The sequence below is a fragment of the Gemmatimonadales bacterium genome, from assembly GCA_036500345.1.
In the GTDB taxonomy this organism is placed as follows: domain Bacteria; phylum Gemmatimonadota; class Gemmatimonadetes; order Gemmatimonadales; family GWC2-71-9; genus Palsa-1233.
Map to the genome: position 1 here is coordinate 26,400 of DASYCE010000010.1, position 14,615 is coordinate 41,014.

The 14,615-nt window shown below is 65.3% G+C and carries 13 protein-coding genes; 1 reads left to right on the plus strand and 12 read right to left on the minus strand.

Translation table 11 applies throughout. The features are described 5' to 3' along the window. Window positions 1-8 precede the first annotated feature (8 nt). Window positions 9-1,865: a peptidyl-prolyl cis-trans isomerase gene (locus VGM20_05200; protein ID HEY4100257.1), complete on the plus strand. Its 1,857-nt coding sequence runs from the start codon at window positions 9-11 to the stop codon at window positions 1,863-1,865. Window positions 1,866-1,869: 4 nt separating this feature from the next. Here VGM20_05200 and VGM20_05205 read toward each other — a convergent pair whose 3' ends face one another. The 12 genes from VGM20_05205 to VGM20_05260 form a co-directional block, all read right to left on the minus strand. Further along, window positions 1,870-2,130, minus strand: coding sequence for a twin-arginine translocase TatA/TatE family subunit (locus tag VGM20_05205; GenBank protein HEY4100258.1), 261 nt, complete (start codon window positions 2,128-2,130; stop codon window positions 1,870-1,872). 12 nt (window positions 2,131-2,142) lie between these two features. Continuing rightward, window positions 2,143-2,415 carry a DUF4321 domain-containing protein gene (locus tag VGM20_05210; GenBank protein HEY4100259.1) on the minus strand — a complete coding sequence of 91 codons (273 nt, stop codon included), beginning with the start codon at window positions 2,413-2,415 and terminating at the stop codon, window positions 2,143-2,145. Further along, the gene (locus VGM20_05215) at window positions 2,415-3,407 is read right to left on the minus strand and encodes a polyprenyl synthetase family protein (protein HEY4100260.1); all 993 of its coding nucleotides are present in this window, start codon (window positions 3,405-3,407) and stop codon (window positions 2,415-2,417) included. Before VGM20_05215 ends, VGM20_05210 begins: the two co-directional genes overlap by 1 nt. Beyond that, entirely contained in the window at window positions 3,404-5,320 is a 1,917-nt protein-coding gene (locus VGM20_05220; GenBank protein HEY4100261.1) for a tetratricopeptide repeat protein, read from the minus strand. Before VGM20_05220 ends, VGM20_05215 begins: the two co-directional genes overlap by 4 nt. A 130-nt stretch (window positions 5,321-5,450) precedes the next feature. Continuing rightward, a complete protein-coding gene (gene tatC / locus VGM20_05225; protein HEY4100262.1) occupies window positions 5,451-9,044 on the minus strand; it encodes a twin-arginine translocase subunit TatC in 3,594 nt (1,197 codons plus the stop codon). A gap of 14 nt (window positions 9,045-9,058) precedes the next feature. Beyond that, window positions 9,059-9,853 carry a tetratricopeptide repeat protein gene (locus VGM20_05230; GenBank protein ID HEY4100263.1) on the minus strand — a complete coding sequence of 265 codons (795 nt, stop codon included), beginning with the start codon at window positions 9,851-9,853 and terminating at the stop codon, window positions 9,059-9,061. Continuing rightward, window positions 9,850-10,278 (minus strand): OmpA family protein, encoded by a 429-nt coding sequence (locus VGM20_05235; protein HEY4100264.1) that lies wholly within the window; start codon window positions 10,276-10,278, stop codon window positions 9,850-9,852. Before VGM20_05235 ends, VGM20_05230 begins: the two co-directional genes overlap by 4 nt. Window positions 10,279-10,431: 153 nt before the next feature. Further along, window positions 10,432-11,748: a hypothetical protein gene (locus VGM20_05240; GenBank protein ID HEY4100265.1), complete on the minus strand. Its 1,317-nt coding sequence runs from the start codon at window positions 11,746-11,748 to the stop codon at window positions 10,432-10,434. Further along, window positions 11,745-12,443, minus strand: coding sequence for a TonB C-terminal domain-containing protein (locus tag VGM20_05245; GenBank protein HEY4100266.1), 699 nt, complete (start codon window positions 12,441-12,443; stop codon window positions 11,745-11,747). Before VGM20_05245 ends, VGM20_05240 begins: the two co-directional genes overlap by 4 nt. After that, entirely contained in the window at window positions 12,440-12,874 is a 435-nt protein-coding gene (locus tag VGM20_05250) for a biopolymer transporter ExbD (protein ID HEY4100267.1), read from the minus strand. The genes VGM20_05245 and VGM20_05250 overlap by 4 nt, the downstream gene beginning before the upstream one ends. Continuing rightward, window positions 12,875-13,582 (minus strand): MotA/TolQ/ExbB proton channel family protein, encoded by a 708-nt coding sequence (locus VGM20_05255; protein ID HEY4100268.1) that lies wholly within the window; start codon window positions 13,580-13,582, stop codon window positions 12,875-12,877. It abuts the gene before it with no gap. Next, the gene (locus tag VGM20_05260; GenBank protein HEY4100269.1) at window positions 13,579-14,529 is read right to left on the minus strand and encodes an NAD-dependent epimerase/dehydratase family protein; all 951 of its coding nucleotides are present in this window, start codon (window positions 14,527-14,529) and stop codon (window positions 13,579-13,581) included. The genes VGM20_05255 and VGM20_05260 overlap by 4 nt, the downstream gene beginning before the upstream one ends. Window positions 14,530-14,615: the final 86 nt, after the last annotated feature.

The following is a 14,615-nucleotide window of genomic DNA, read 5'->3' on the forward strand; positions in this document are numbered from 1 at the left end:
GGGCTATGATGCAAGCCTTCCGAAATGCGGCAAAGCCGGTCGTCTATCTCATCACCATCACCTTCATGTCGTGGATGATCCTGGACCTCAGCGGGATCACCGGCAAGGGTGGGTTCTTCACCAAGACATCCGTCGGCTCCATCAACGGGGAGCCGGTGGATATCCGCGCCTTCCAGGCGGCGGTCCAGAACGCGACGACCCAGCGCCAGCAGTCCGGCGGTGGCACGATGTCGCTCGACGAGACCGAGCAGCTTCGCGACGATGTGTGGAATCAGTTCATCGAAACCACCGTCGTCGACGAGCAGGTGAAGAAGTACCATATCACCACCTCGCCCGACGAAATCACCGAGTGGATCCGGAACGTCCCGCCGCAGGAGATCCAGTCGGTTCCCGACTTCCAGACCAACGGCACGTTCGATCTGAGCAAGTATCAGCGCTGGCTCGCGTCGCCGGTCGGACAGCAGTACGTCCCGTCCATGGAAGCGCAGGCGCGCGAGCAGATCCTTCGCACCAAGCTGTTCGGTGCGGTGACGTCGGACGTCTACCTCTCCGACGCGTCGCTCTGGCAGCGGTATCGCGACCAGAACGAGAAGGTGAAGATCTCGCTCACGCCGATCATCGGACTGAACGTCGTCCCGGACAGCACCGTCAACGTGTCCGAGAGCGACATCGCGGATTACTACAAGGCTCACGTCAAGGATCTGGCGCGGCCCAAGACAGCGTTCATGAGTTTCGTCGCCGTGCCGCACCGCCTCGATGCGAGCGACAGTGCAGCGGCACTTGCGCACGCGAAGGCGCTGCGCGACGAGATCACCGGCGGGACCACCTTCGAGGAAGTCGCCAAGCGCGAATCGAGCGACTCGGTGAGCGCCAAGAACGGCGGCGACCTCGGCGAGCTGACCAAGGGCCAGAAGGGGCTCGATCCGGCATTCGAAGCGGCGGCGTTCGCGTTGCCGGTCAATACGGTGTCGCAGCCGGTATTGAGCGCGTTTGGCTATCACCTCATCGAGGTGACCAAGAAGAACGGCGACAAGATCTCGGTCCGGCATATCCTGATTCCGATCGAACTGGCGGGCGCGCACCGCAACCTGGTCGACGCCGAAACCGACTCGCTCCAGCGGCTCGCGGCGGAGCGGCTCGATCCCGCCGCGCTCGACACCGTGGCCCGAGCGCTCAAGCTCCAGATCGTCCGCACCGGTCCGGTCGGCGAAGGGTCGCACCTCCAGCTCGGGACCTACGTGATCCCCGACGCCGCCACCTGGGCGTTCCAGGCGAAGAATGGCGAAACATCACCGGTGATCGATGGTGAAGTCGCGTCGTACGTCTTCCGTCTTGATTCGATTCAGCCGGCCGGGACACCGACGCTGGCGCAGATGCACGACATCGTGATGCTCAAGGTCCGGCAGGAGAAGAAGACGGCACGTGCCAAGGAAATCGCGCAGGACCTGATCAAGCGCGTGAACGGTGGCGCGTCGCTCGCCGATGCATCGAAGGCGCTGGGGTTGCCGAATCGCGACTTCGATGCGTTCAGCCGCGTGTCACCGCCGTTGACCAATCCGCAGGTCGTCGGGACGGCGTTCGGCCTCCCCGAGGGCGCGCTGAGCGGCGTCATCGACACGCCCGACGGGCTCTACGTCATCAAGGTGCTGCAGCACATCCCCGCCGACTCGGCGGCGTTCGTCAAGGACAAGGACAAGTTCGCGGCCGATGTCATCCGGTCGGTACGCGGGGAGCGCGTGCGCGACTATCTCGCGGATCTTCGCGAGACCGCGAAGATCCAGGACAACCGCAACGACATTTTCAAGACGAATGCGCAGACCGAGGCGCTCAACGCCGCCGCGCAGGGAAAGACGGGACCGCAGTAAGCGGTTACTGCGACAGGCGCTTCGGCTCTCCGCCGGCCGCCGGACGATTCTCCTGATCCATCATCCGCTGTGGGCCCGGCGCGCGATCATCGTGCGTCGGGGCGTTCAGCGCGTCCTGCGTATCGCTGAGTGATTTCTTGAACTCACGAATCCCCTTCCCCAGCCCCTGCCCGATCTCCGGAATCTTCTTGGCACCGAACACCAGGAGGAAGATCAACGCCAGGACGAGAATCTCGCCGAATCCGATCTCTTTTCCGAACGGCATATCAACCTCTCTTCAGAAGAGCGATCGAGCGAGGTAGTACGCTACTGCCACGCCGATCAGGCTCAAAACAGACACATTCAGACCGAGTGGTCCAAGGGAGAATGATACCACCAGGAGGTTGACCGAGACAGGTCCGATCGATGGTGTCACCGAGAACGTAAAGAACGATCGGGCGGCGCTGTCGGGAAGAAATCGGGCCAGGAGTTCCCGCGCGAACCCGCCGATGATGAACCCGATCACGAGGACACCGAGGTAGAAGCGGGGGCGTTTCGGTCCGGCAGGCATCAGCGGCGACGCTCCAGGACGTAGGTGAGAGATGCGCGCAGCGACGCGCGCGCGGGGGTCTCGGGAAGCGAATCGAGCTCCTCGTCGGCCTGAGCCGCCAGCCGCTGCGCCCGTTCCCGCGCCTGTTCGAGGCCGCCATGCGCCGCGACCGCGGCCACCACTGATGCGATCGCCGCATCATCGGGTTCCGGGTTCTGCAGCAGCGCCTCGAGGTGACGCCGCTCGACCTTGGTGAACCGCGGGAGCGCGTAGATCAGCGGCAGTGTGACCTTGTGCTCGCGCAGGTCGAGCCCGGATGGTTTCCCGGTGCTCGACATGTCGGCGGTGTAGTCGAGCAGGTCGTCGACGATCTGGAACGCCTGTCCGAGCCGCTCGCCAAATCGCGCCAGCGTCGCCCGCTGCTCGCGGGGCGCGCCCAAGGCGCCGGTTTCGCAGGCACCCGAGATCAGCGACGCTGTTTTCGAGGTGATCAGGAGGTCGTACTCGTCCTCGCTGAACGCCAGCGGATCGTGAGCGAGCAGTTGACGCATTTCGCCGACGGTCATCTCGTTGGTCACGCGCGCGAGGATGGCGAGCGCGTTCAGATCACCGATGCGCACCAGCTCGACGACAGCGCGCGAGTAGAGAAAATCTCCCATGATCACCGAGACCTGATGGGAGAAGAGGGCGTTGATCGTCGGCATCCCGCGCCGCAGGACGGAATGATCGACGGCGTCGTCGTGGACCAGCGTGGCGAGATGGATCAGCTCGATCACCGCCGCGAGGGTGGCGCCGTGCGGTGACGGTCCGCCGGTCGCTTCGTCCGCGAGGAGCACCAACGTCGGACGGAACATCTTGCCGCGCATCCGCATCAGGTGCTGGTTGACGTCGCTGATCAGCGGAAAGTCCGCCTCGATCATCCGCCGCATCTCGACTTCGACCTGCGCGAGCCGCGGTTCGATCGCCGCCTGCAGATCGCTCAGCGTGATCGACCCGAGGAGAGGCGCCGTCATCCCTGGCCGGTTCCGTCGTGCGAAGGAGGAGTGGTGAGCCGTTCGCTGGCGTCGCGGAAGCCCACGTCGACCGCGATGATCCGCTGGTAATACGCGATCGCCTCGGCGTGCTTTCCCTGGTCGTCGAGCGCGCGCGCCAGCCAGTAGAGGACGCCGATCTTTTCCGCGTCCCCGCCGGGGTGCGACTCGACCCCGCGCAGCACCGCTTCGGCCACCGCCGGCCGCCCCTGATCGAAGAAGACTTCGCCGAGCGCTTCGGAGGTGCGGAGCCGGACCTCGGGCGCTCGCAACGCCTTCTGGAATTCGCCGATCGCTTCGTCGAGGAGGCCCATCTCCTTGAAGGCGATTCCGAGGTCGTAGTGCGCCTGGTGATCCTCGATCGGAAGATTCTGGTCGAGCGCCCGCTTGAATTCGGCGAGCGCATCGCGGAAGGTGTCGTTCTCGTCGGGGGCAACCTCGGGCATCTCGGTGCGCATCCGCGTCGACGTCGGATGGTCATCGATCAGCTCGGCGCCGAGGTCGATGAATCCGGCTTCGACATCGCGCCCCGGAGTCGCAGGGCCCATCGCCTGCAGCGCGGCCCGCGCGCGAGCATTGCTGTCGTCGATCTCCAGGACCCGCCGGTAGACCGCGACCGCCTTCTCGCCGCTTCCCTCCCGAACCAGTGCGTCGCCCAGTTCGACGTAGGCGTCGCAGAGCCGACCCTGATCGCGCATCCGCGCCGCAATCTCCACCCGCGTCTGGTAGCGGCCGATGGCACGCGGTTCCGCCTGGATCAGTTCACTGACCACCTGGAAGGCGTGCAGCCATTCGCTGCGATCCTGGTAGATGCCGAGCGAGCGCTCCAGCGCTGCCATCCCGCCGGCGCGGTCGCCGTGCTCGAGGAGGGCCTGCGCCATGACGCGTTGTCCCAGCGGATCATCGAGCGCCGCCGGTGGCGGGGGCGGCGGCGGAGGGGATGCCTCCGTCTCGATGAACACCAGACCAGCACCCCCTTCGGGCGGCGCTGCCGCAGCGGCGTCGGCCTCGTGCGCCCCAGAGACGGCAGTCTGCTCAAATCCGTCAAGCTGAGTGACAGGTCCCGCCTCGATCGACCCCGGACCCCCGTCGATCCCTTCGATGCGCTGCACCGGCGCCATGTCGCGGGCGGCCTGTTCGACGCCAACCAGCCCCTCGACGTGCGAGGCCTCGTCCCGTCGGCCATCATCCGCACTGGTCGATTCCAGGCCGCTGATCGTGACCTCCGGCCGGGTTTCAATCTCGAGGTCGCCAACCACCGACCGCTCCAGGCCGGTCGATTCATCGAGCGGAACCAATGGCTCAGACGCGCGCTCCAGCTGCAGCGGCCCGGTATCGAGGAAGACGAGCGCCCCTGGGCCGGCGGTCTTTCCGGCAACCGACTCGGCGGCCTGTTCCGTGGGACGCTCCCGGCCCAGCATCTCGTCGAGCAGGGCGTCCAGCTCGCGCCAGCCAGGGAACTCCCCCCCGAACTGCGTAATCGCGGTATGCGCTGCGTCACTTCGACCCGCCGCGTTCATCCGGTCGAGATAGAGTTTCAGGTTCTGGCGGACGTCGAAAAGGACCCGCTTCCGGGCCTGAAGGCGGGCCAGCTCGAGATAGGTCTGGAGGCGATCTGGGGCGACGCGCAGCACCTTGCCGCAGAGCGCGATCGCCGAGTTGAAGAAGCCGAGCTCGCTGTAGCGGTTAACCGCCTGCTCCCAGGCTTCGCAGGCAGCCGCGTCGTCACCCGCCTTGTGGGCGAGATCGCCGACCCGGTTGTAGAGCGATGGATCCCCGCCCTCGGACGCCGCTTCCGCCTCGCGAATGGCCTGGCGGTAGAGGTCGATTGCACCCCGCCAGTCCTCGCGTTGTTCGTGCTGGAGAGCGGCGACTTTCAGCTTCTGCAGCGTCATGGTCGGCCGGGGCGGTGGAAGGGGCGCAAGTGTCGATGTGACTTGGAGTTTGAAGTGTATGACCGGGCGGCGGCGGACACAAGTTGCCCACAACCGGACGCTCCCGGCCGAGCACCCGGTCCCCGGTCCATCACGGACCCGTCGTCTGTTGGAGTGTCGTCTGATTGTAGTCGAACTTGATGTCTGGCAGCGACAGGAGGTAGACGCTGAAATAGAGTGCGAAGTTGCCGTTCGGGTTCTTGACGAAGTTGAACGAGGCCCGCCAGTCGTGCAGATCCCGCTGGAGCTGCACCTGCTGCGACTGGAAGCTGTGATTGGTGATGTCGTATTGCGTGGTCCACGACACATTCCAGAAGGCGGTCGGCGAGAACGACATCGTCAACCCGATCGAGCTCTGTGGCGTCGGCGCGATCGGCGGCAGGAGCGGAATGATCCCGAGCGGATTGTTCGGATCGTTCGGAAGCGTTGGTTGTGTCGACACCGGAAGCACCGGCGCGCCGAACGGACGCTGCTTCGTCAGTGAGTAGGTGATGTTGGCGCTGAAACCGGTGCGGGCCAGCGCCTGGATCGGCGAGGAGCCGGTGCGGTAGGGCTGCATCGCTTCGGCGACCATCAGCGGTGCCGCGGCGGCGATCGATGGAGTGGCCGTCACCGAGTCGTGGTGGACCAGGCCGAAGAGCGCGCCGATCGATCGGAAGGTCCCTCCCGTCAACCGGAAGTTCGCCTGCACCGCCGTGAGGAACGGCGAAAACTTTGCAGTGTCGCTTCCGACCTGGCCGCGCCAGAGATCGTGCGTGGTCGACAGCGTGAACCCCTGAACCAGGTCGCTCTGGAAGGAGTTGGTCAGCGCCTGTGTGGTCCATCCGCTGCGCCCCGGGAGCTTCGCCTGCTCGAAGTCGTAGCCGATCGTTGACGTGCTGATGCTCAGCAGTGACTTCTTCGGCGACGGCACCGTGGTGGTCGTGCTGGTGTCCTTCAACGAGCGGAGCTTCCCCTCGAACGTCTGGCTCAGCGTGATCGACGCGACCTCGCTCGAGGGAATCGCCGACTGCAACGCGCCGCCGAGGTTGGCATTGAGTGCGCGCGCGTACGCCGGCGGCAGCGTTGCGGATGGCGACCACTGCAACGACAGCAACGGCGCCAGCGAATATCGAAAGCGCGCGTATGGACCGATTCCCCGGTTGATGAAACCGAAGAAGAACGGCGCCGACGTAAGCCCCAGCGCGACCTTTTTCCCCTGCGTGACCCATTCGCCGTTGCTCCCCGGCGTGCGGATCATGAATTCACCCGATGACGAGATGTTCGTCACGCCGATCGACGGGGTGAGCTTCCAGCTTCCTCGCAGCAATGGCGGGAGCGAGATCGACGTCGTCCAGTCGAGGCCGCTCTTGTAGTCGCCGTTGCGAACCTCGGCGACGTTGACGGAGTCGTTCGGGTCGGACGTGGTGGAATCGGGACGGCGCAGGATCACGACCTGCCGGCCGACGATCCGCTGGTCGTCGTACTGCACCGACAGCGGCAGGTTGAACCCCTTGATCGTCAACGGCGTGTTCAGGCTGACCACGGTCTGCCGCTGGCTGAGCGGTGAAATGATCGAGTCGAAGCCGCCGGGTCCGATCGTCGGCGTCGTGAGCGTCGTGCCGAACTGCGTCTGATTGGTCGCGGTCAGAGAAGGCGACCAGGTGAGGAAGCGGCCGAGCGACAACGGATTCATCGTCAAGGTCAGCGACGGCAGTGTCATGTTCCCCGCCCCCGTGCCGCCGATCGGATCACTGCGCGTCCCGCCGATCGTCATCTGTCCCCAGCGAAATGATTTCTTCAGCGCCACCTGGCTGGTAATCAGCTGCGTCGACAGCAACGGGTCGAGGGCGTTCGCCTGGAGGACCTGCGAATTCGACGCGTAGTTGAACGAGACGTTGAGCGACGTGCTCGCGCTGAACTGCTGGGCGTGCACCCAGTTGATGGTGCGATCGATCGATCCGTCGCTGGTGACCTGTTCGTTGACGTGCAGGCCGCCGGTGACGAACTGGTTGAGCCAGCGGTAATTGAAATCCGCGCCGTACTGCGTGTACCGGTTGGCGTACCAGTCCAGATGCCCGGTCAGGTCCATGTAGTCGTTCGGCGCCCAGTAATACCCGATGTTGGTGATCTGCCGGTTGTACGTTCGCGTCGGCCGCACGATGTCGTTGAATCCGAATCGCGGTATCAGGATGCCGGATCGTCTCCCCGGCTTGGTATCCTGGAACATGAACGGCAACCACGCCACCGGGACGTCGCGGATGAAGAGCACCGCCGGGCGCGCCACCATCACCGACTGCGACTCCCACTTCACCTGCCCCGTGACGAAGTGGTAGTGCGGATCGGGGAGGTCGCACGAGGTGAATTCGCTCTTCCCCGCGAAGAGACGCTTGCGGCCCTCGGTGGTATCGACTGCAAGATTGCCGCGGACAAACCAGTTCGAGCCGAGTTCGTTGAACGACGTGTAGGCCGCGCCGATCATCCCGCGCGGATTGCAGGTGTTGAAGCGCATCGTCACGCCGATCAGCGGCGCCTGTCCCTGCTGGAACATCCGCGGCGCCCCCTCCGCGGTGGCGAGGCAGCGGGCATCGTCATACATGATCTGGTGGGCCTGCAGGATCGCATCGTCGCGATCGGTCGCCGCGTGGCCGCGGAGGATGATCTGCTGGCTGTCGACGATGAAACTCGCGGAATCCGCCAGAAACCTGGTATTGGCAAAGCCCTCCCGATTGAGGAGGGCCTGCATGATCGAGTCCGGAGAGGGGAACTTCGCGGTTGGTCCGGCGGGGAGACCGAGTCGCTTGAACGTGTTGCTGTCGACGCTGTGCACCCCGACGCCACCGATGCCGCCCGGGGCTCCCGGCGGTTGCCCCTGCGCCACCGGCGGCGGAAATGGGTTCTGGGCGCTCGCGCGTCGCGGCACAAGGCCGAGGCCAAGAATCACCAGTACCGCGACCGCCTTCGCCGCGATGCGAAGCCGGCGCCGTTCGATCAGGTACGCCCCCGCGACTCCGACCTCGTACAGCACCAGCAGGGGCAGCGAGAAGAGGACCATTGAGACGACTTCCGGCGCCGGCGACAGGATCGCGCCCCCCACGAACGACAAGAAGAAGGCGTAACGCCGGAACGCTACGTATCGACGGTACGACAGGACGCCGAGTGATGCCAGCAGAATCATCACCAGCGGGAGTTCCGCCGAGATCCCCATGGCGACCAGCAGGTTGATCACCACCGAGAGATACGACTCGTAGGTGAACATCGTGTTAAATGTGCCTGGTTGGAATGCGCTGAACCACTTCACCGTCGGCCCGAGGACGTAGAACCATCCGATCGCGCCGCCGCCGATGAAGAGCAGCAAGCCGAGGCCAAGCGACGGAAGAATGGCGCGCCGTTCTCGCGGAGTAAGCGCCGGGGCGAGGAAGAGCCAGAGCTGGTAGAGGACCCACGGCGACGACAGCACCAGCCCGAGCACCACGGAGAAACGCAGCACGATCATGAAGGGATCGATCAGCGACGTCACCATCAACTTGCCGTTGGGTACGTACGGGACGATCGGCCCTTCAAAGACGCGGACGAGATCGAAATGGCGCGTGAGGAACCACCCGAGACCGACACCAACGACGACCCCTGCCACGGCGAGGAGTATGCGCTTTCTGAGTTCCTCGAGATGATCGAGGAACGGCATTTCGCCTGTTGAGTTGGCCATGAACCGTCTAGTGACTACGGCATGTCGCGCAGTGCATCCTGCGCGAACCGGTATTCATCCGACTGTTTGTATTTGTCGACAATCTGCTGGTAGTACCCGCGCGCCGCGGCGGTGTTGTTCGCCTTCCGCTCGAGCTCGGCGAGTTTGTAGAGCGCCGTCGGGGCGCGCGGCGAGTTCGGGAATTCCTTCCACACCCGGATGTAGTACACGCGCGCCGAGTCCGGGGTATTCGGGTCGTACGACCGCCCCATCATGAACAGGGCGTCTGCGACTTGCGGCGACGAGGGATAGTTGTCGAGCAGCGCCTTGAGCGCCATCCGCGCCGACCCGAACGCCGACTGCTCCAGTCCGGTCGATCCCTGCGAGAGGAGCACATCGGGCGGAGGAATGGTGACGCTATTCGCGGCCGGATGTGTGGTGTCTCCCGGCGTCACCGCCGCGGGCGGCGGGGCGGACTGCAGCCCGGTCTCGATCCTGGTGCCGAGCGACGCCACGCGGGACTGGGTCGAACTGGTGAGATTCGCGACCTGGTACAGCTGCTGGCGCAGGCTCTCGAAGTTGCCGGCGTCCTCGCGGCTCACTCGCTGAACGTTGTCATTGAGCTGCGCCATCAGCCGGTTGATCGAATCCATCGTCTCGCGCTGCGTCGCCCTGATGCGGGCCAATTCGGCTGCGTGCGCCGAGTCGGACCGCACGTGATCGCGATCGAGGACGGCAACCTGGGTTTCCACCCGCCGCACCTGGCCCGGCGTGGCACAGGCCGCCACGCCGGCAACGATCAGCAGTGCGGAAACCTTGGGGGAAATCACGGGGCTCTCAAGCTCGGCGCACCGGCGATGATGTCGAACTCGTCGCGCCGGTTCTTGGACCACGCCGATTCATCGTGGCCGGGATCGATCGGCTGCTCGCGGCCGAGGGAGGCGACCTCGATGCGGGAAGCGTCGATCCCAGCCTGGACGAGGTAATCCTTCGCCGCGTTGGCGCGGCGCATCCCGAGCGCGATGTTGTATTCGTCGGAGCCGCGCTCGTCGCAATGGCCGGTGATCCGGATGTGGAGCGCGCCGAACTGCTTCATCAGCTGCGCCTTGGTATCGAGCCGGCCGCGGTCGTCGGACTTGATGTCGGCGACGTTGTAATCGAAGTGGATCCGGTCACTCATCGTCGCGACGCGGCTCGCGGCGGTCGCGTCAAGATCGGAACCGCGATTCGACGGCGGCGGCGGTGGCGGCGTCACCGAGGACGGTGGCGGCGGCGGTGGGGGCGCCGGTGGAGGAGCGGTGACTGGGGTCGGCTGCGTCGCTGGCGGCTTCTTGTGACAAGCCGTGACGACCAGGGTAACTCCCATTGACAGGGCGACAAGCCGACGCCGGTTCATTGCTGCCTCCACTTAGGGGTTGGTGCTCGTCCCACTTCCGATTGTATGTGACCACGCGGGATACTGCGCGCCGCCGGGCGTGGCCAATTGCCGGGACGCGCCTGATACGATGTCCCACACCCACAGTTGCTCGCGACCGCTGCGAGTGGACTTGAAGACGATGTGCCGCGAATCGGGTGCCCAGCTCGGATCTTCATTGCGTCCCGTCGCCGTCAACTGCACAATCTGGCCACTGCCGACTGATGAGGTGTAGAGCTGCCGGCCACCGGAATCGGTCTCTCGTGCAAAGGCCACGCGAGTCGCGTCGGGCGACCACGCGGGAGAATACGTAGGGAGCGCTTTCCCGTTCGGGTCGAATCGCGATTCCACCAGCAGGGAACGACTGGTGCCATCCTCGTCCACCGCGTACACCTCGGGCGTTCCCGTGCGATTGGAGACGAACGCGATCCGTTGCCCGTCAGGAGAATAGGCAGGCGACAGATTATCCGCCAGCGGCGCGTCATGCGTGATGCGGCGCACGCAGCACATCTTCGCCAGATCGATCGCTTCGAGGTCGGCGCCCTTCTCCATCCCGTGCACGAACACCAGTGTTTTTCCGTCGGGCGAGAAGGCCGGACCGTATGCATCACCCGCTCCGGAGGTCGGCACCTGCGCCGCCGATCCCGACGTGAGACGCTTCACATTCAGGACCCACCGTCCATCGCGGTACTCGCTGTAGGCAATCGACGAGCCGTCGGGACTCCACGCCGGTGTCATCGTATAGTGACCCGTCGACGAGATCCGCACGAGGTTGGCCCCGTCACCGTCAATCCGCCAGATGGCATCGTCTTTCCCGTCGCGAAGCTTGAACGCGATCCGCGTGGCGGCGATCCCGATCCCGCCCGTCCAACTGACGATCAAGTCGCTCACTCGATGCACGGTGATGCGGGAATCGCCGACCCCGCCGATGTCGGCGGCCCTGGTCGCCTCCTGGCGGACGATGCCGGTGGCCACGTCGTACAGCTTGATATCGACCCCGCCGATCGCCGGCTCCAGCTCGACCGCCCACGTGAGGCCGCCGCCGGTCGCCTGCAGCATCTTCGGATCGAACGGACCGTGAAGGGTGCCCGCCGAATCGGAGAGGTGCGCGACGGTGAACCGGTCGGAATTCTCGAGGTCGCGCTGCACGATCGCCCGGACGGAATCGAGCTGAGCGCCCGCCAGCACCACCAGCCCGGGCTGCGACACGCTCGCCCCGTGGACGCCAAGACGAATGGTGTCCACCTGCGCCCGCACGGCCGTTGCGACGCCGGCGAGGAGGATCAGCGGAAGAACGAGGCGGCGGATCATGGCTGCCCCTTGGCGACCTGGGTGAAGTCGAAGACGATCGGCAACGAGGCGCTGTTGAACCCCGACGGCAACGGACCGAACGCGCGGAGATTCCCCGCCGCTTCGATCGCTCGCCTGGCGTTGAGGTCGAAGGAGTAGTTGCCCGAGCTCTTCACGACTTCGATGCTGTTGCTGTTCACGGAGCCATCCTTCAGAATCACGAACGCAATCTGTGCATCGAACCCCGGCCTGAACAGGGTGTGATCCCACCGTGCATAGATCTCGTTCACGATCTTCGTCAGGTACTCGGGAAACGGAAAGGGAATCCCGGGCTGCTGCAGCGTCACCGCGTCGTGCCCGGTGCTCGGCTTTTCCCCCTGCGCCGGCGCGACCGGCGACGTGACCTTGGGCGTGACCTCGACGTGCTTGGCGTTCGGCGGAGGTGGCGGGGGCACTTTCTTCGGCGGAGCCTTGTCGACGTGCTTCGGCTTCACGGTGGGGGCGACATCGTCGGGCGCCGTCGGCGTCTCGATCGGCGCAACGTTCTTGACCACGGTCGCCGGCGGCGGTGCGGCGACGAGATTGACTTCATACACCAGTTCATGATGCTCGACCGCATGGTGCGCCGTGAACAGCATCAGTGCAATCAGGCCGCCATGCGCCAGGACGGTGCCGGTCACGCCGGCGCGGACTGATGCCGGCTGCAGCGCCGTCACGGCGGGCTCGCCGCCGGGAGCTCGGTGACGAGACCGACCTTGTCGACTCCCGCCGCCTTGACCACGCCAAGGACCCGGATCACATCGCCGTAGGGCGTCCCGGCGTCGCCGCGAACAAAGACACCGGTGGGATGCCTGGTGGCGTTGAGGATCGGGAAGTTGGTCTGGAACTGCGACCATGACATCCGCTGGTCGTCGCCGATCGAGACCAGGCCGCTCTTCTCAACCGTGATCGTGATCGCACCCGGAATCTGCATCGGACGGCTGGCGGCTCGCGGCAGGCGAATCTGGATCCCGCCCTGGAGGATCGGCGCGGTGACCATGAAGATGATCAGCAGCACCAGCATCACGTCGACGAGGTTGATGATGTTCACCTCGGCGTTGAGCGGCCGACGCCGCAGCCGACGCGACAACCCGCCGAGTCCCGCCACCTAGAGCTTGCCCTCGCGTCCCAGCGTGCCGACGGTTTCCTGGGCGAGCCGTTCGAGCTCGCCCTCCAGCCGTTCGGACCGGCCGGTGAAGATGTTGTAGGCGATTACCGCGGGGATCGCGGCCCCGAGACCGGCAGCCGTCGCGACCAGTGCGTCGGCGATGCCGGGACCGACTGCGCGAATATCGCCGGTTCCAGCCGACGCGATGCCGAGGAAGGCGTTGATGATCCCGACCACGGTGCCGAAGAGGCCGAGGAGCGGTGCGGTCGATCCGACCACCGCCAGCATCGGAATCATCCGCCGTGTCCCGTCGACCGCGTCGCTGATCCCCGCTTCGAGGGTCAACGTCAGCGCTTCGAGCTGCGTCAGCGAGAGCCCGGTGCGCGACACGCCGTCACGCTGCATCGAAGTGTGCAGGTCACCAAGGAACGAACCGGTTTCGCGGACGACCTCGGCGTACGGCGAATCGTGAAGCCGGGTCGCAGCCTGTTGCCGTTCGTCGAACGAGCGGGTCCGGTCCATGGCATGATTGAACTCGCGGCGTCGCGATGCCAGCCGCCGGAACTCCCACCACTTCGCCACAATGATGAACCACGATGTGATCGAAAAGACCGCGCAGATCACCAGCACGACCTGCGTCCCCAGGCTGGCGTCGAACACCAGGTGTCCGATGCCGGCGTTCGGTACCGCGGTCGAATCCTGGATCACGTCGTCGCTCCTTCGAACCAGCGAGCCAGTGCCTGCATCCCCTGATCAAATGAGACGGCAGGTTTCCAGCGCAACTGCTTCGCCGCCTTGGATGTATCGAGACATGATCGCTGCAATTCGCCCGCGCGCGGCGGGGCATACTCGATCACCGGTGTACGTCCCAGCGCGCCGCCAACATGTTGAGCGAGGTCATTGACCGATGTCTCGGTTCCGGTCGCAATGTTGAACGCGGGGACGTCGAGCCGATCGCCGCGCGACACAGCGACGTCGGCCGCCAGCAGATTGGCGCGCGCCACGTCGCCGACGAAGACATAGTCGCGGGTCTGGGTGCCGTCGCCGAACACGGTGAGCGGCTGGTTCCGGAGGAGCCGGGAGACGAAGATCGAGACGACACCGGCCTCCGACTTCGGATCCTGTCGCGGCCCATAGACATTGGAATAGCGGAGCGCCACCCCTTCGAAGCCGTGCAATTCGCCGAGCACGCGCAGGTAGTGCTCGCCGGCGAGCTTGCTGACGCCATAGGGAGAAATGGGAAGATTCGCCGTCGGTTCCGGCGTTGGCACCGCCGCAGGGTCGCCGTAGACCACGCCACCGCTCGACGCAAAAATCACCCGCCGCACCCGGCCGGCTGCGACGGCGGCCAGGACGTTGGCAAAGCCGACGAGATTGATCGAGGCATCGAGCGCCGGCTCGTGCACCGAAATGCGCACATCGATCTGCGCCGCTTCGTGAATCACGACATCGAACTTGCCGTCGGCAATCGCGGCGAACGCCTCCGCGCTGCGCACATCGGCCTCGACGAACTTCGCCGCGGATGGCACCTGATGCCGTTTGCCGCGCGAGAGATCATCGAGGCAGGTGACCGACCAACCTGCCTCGAGATACGTCTCGGCGATATGTGAACCGATGAATCCCGCCCCGCCCGTGATCAGCACGGATCCGCTCATGCGCACTCTCCGCGGCGGGCGCCGGAGCGCCCACCGTGTGCGTTAGGAGTTGTTTGGACGGGAAGATAAACCGGCGAGCGCGCCGC

Excerpts from the sequence above, each read along its gene's own strand:
- VGM20_05200 (HEY4100257.1), top strand. The coding sequence starts at position 9 with ATGCAAGCCTTCCGAAATGCGGCAAAGCCGGTCGTCTATCTCATCACC.
- VGM20_05205 (HEY4100258.1), bottom strand. The coding sequence starts at position 2,130 with ATGCCGTTCGGAAAAGAGATCGGATTCGGCGAGATTCTCGTCCTGGCG.
- VGM20_05210 (HEY4100259.1), bottom strand. The coding sequence starts at position 2,415 with ATGCCTGCCGGACCGAAACGCCCCCGCTTCTACCTCGGTGTCCTCGTG.
- VGM20_05215 (HEY4100260.1), bottom strand. The coding sequence starts at position 3,407 with ATGACGGCGCCTCTCCTCGGGTCGATCACGCTGAGCGATCTGCAGGCG.
- VGM20_05220 (HEY4100261.1), bottom strand. The coding sequence starts at position 5,320 with ATGACGCTGCAGAAGCTGAAAGTCGCCGCTCTCCAGCACGAACAACGC.
- tatC (HEY4100262.1), bottom strand. The coding sequence starts at position 9,044 with ATGGCCAACTCAACAGGCGAAATGCCGTTCCTCGATCATCTCGAGGAA.
- VGM20_05240 (HEY4100265.1), bottom strand. The coding sequence starts at position 11,748 with ATGATCCGCCGCCTCGTTCTTCCGCTGATCCTCCTCGCCGGCGTCGCA.
- VGM20_05260 (HEY4100269.1), bottom strand. The coding sequence starts at position 14,529 with ATGAGCGGATCCGTGCTGATCACGGGCGGGGCGGGATTCATCGGTTCA.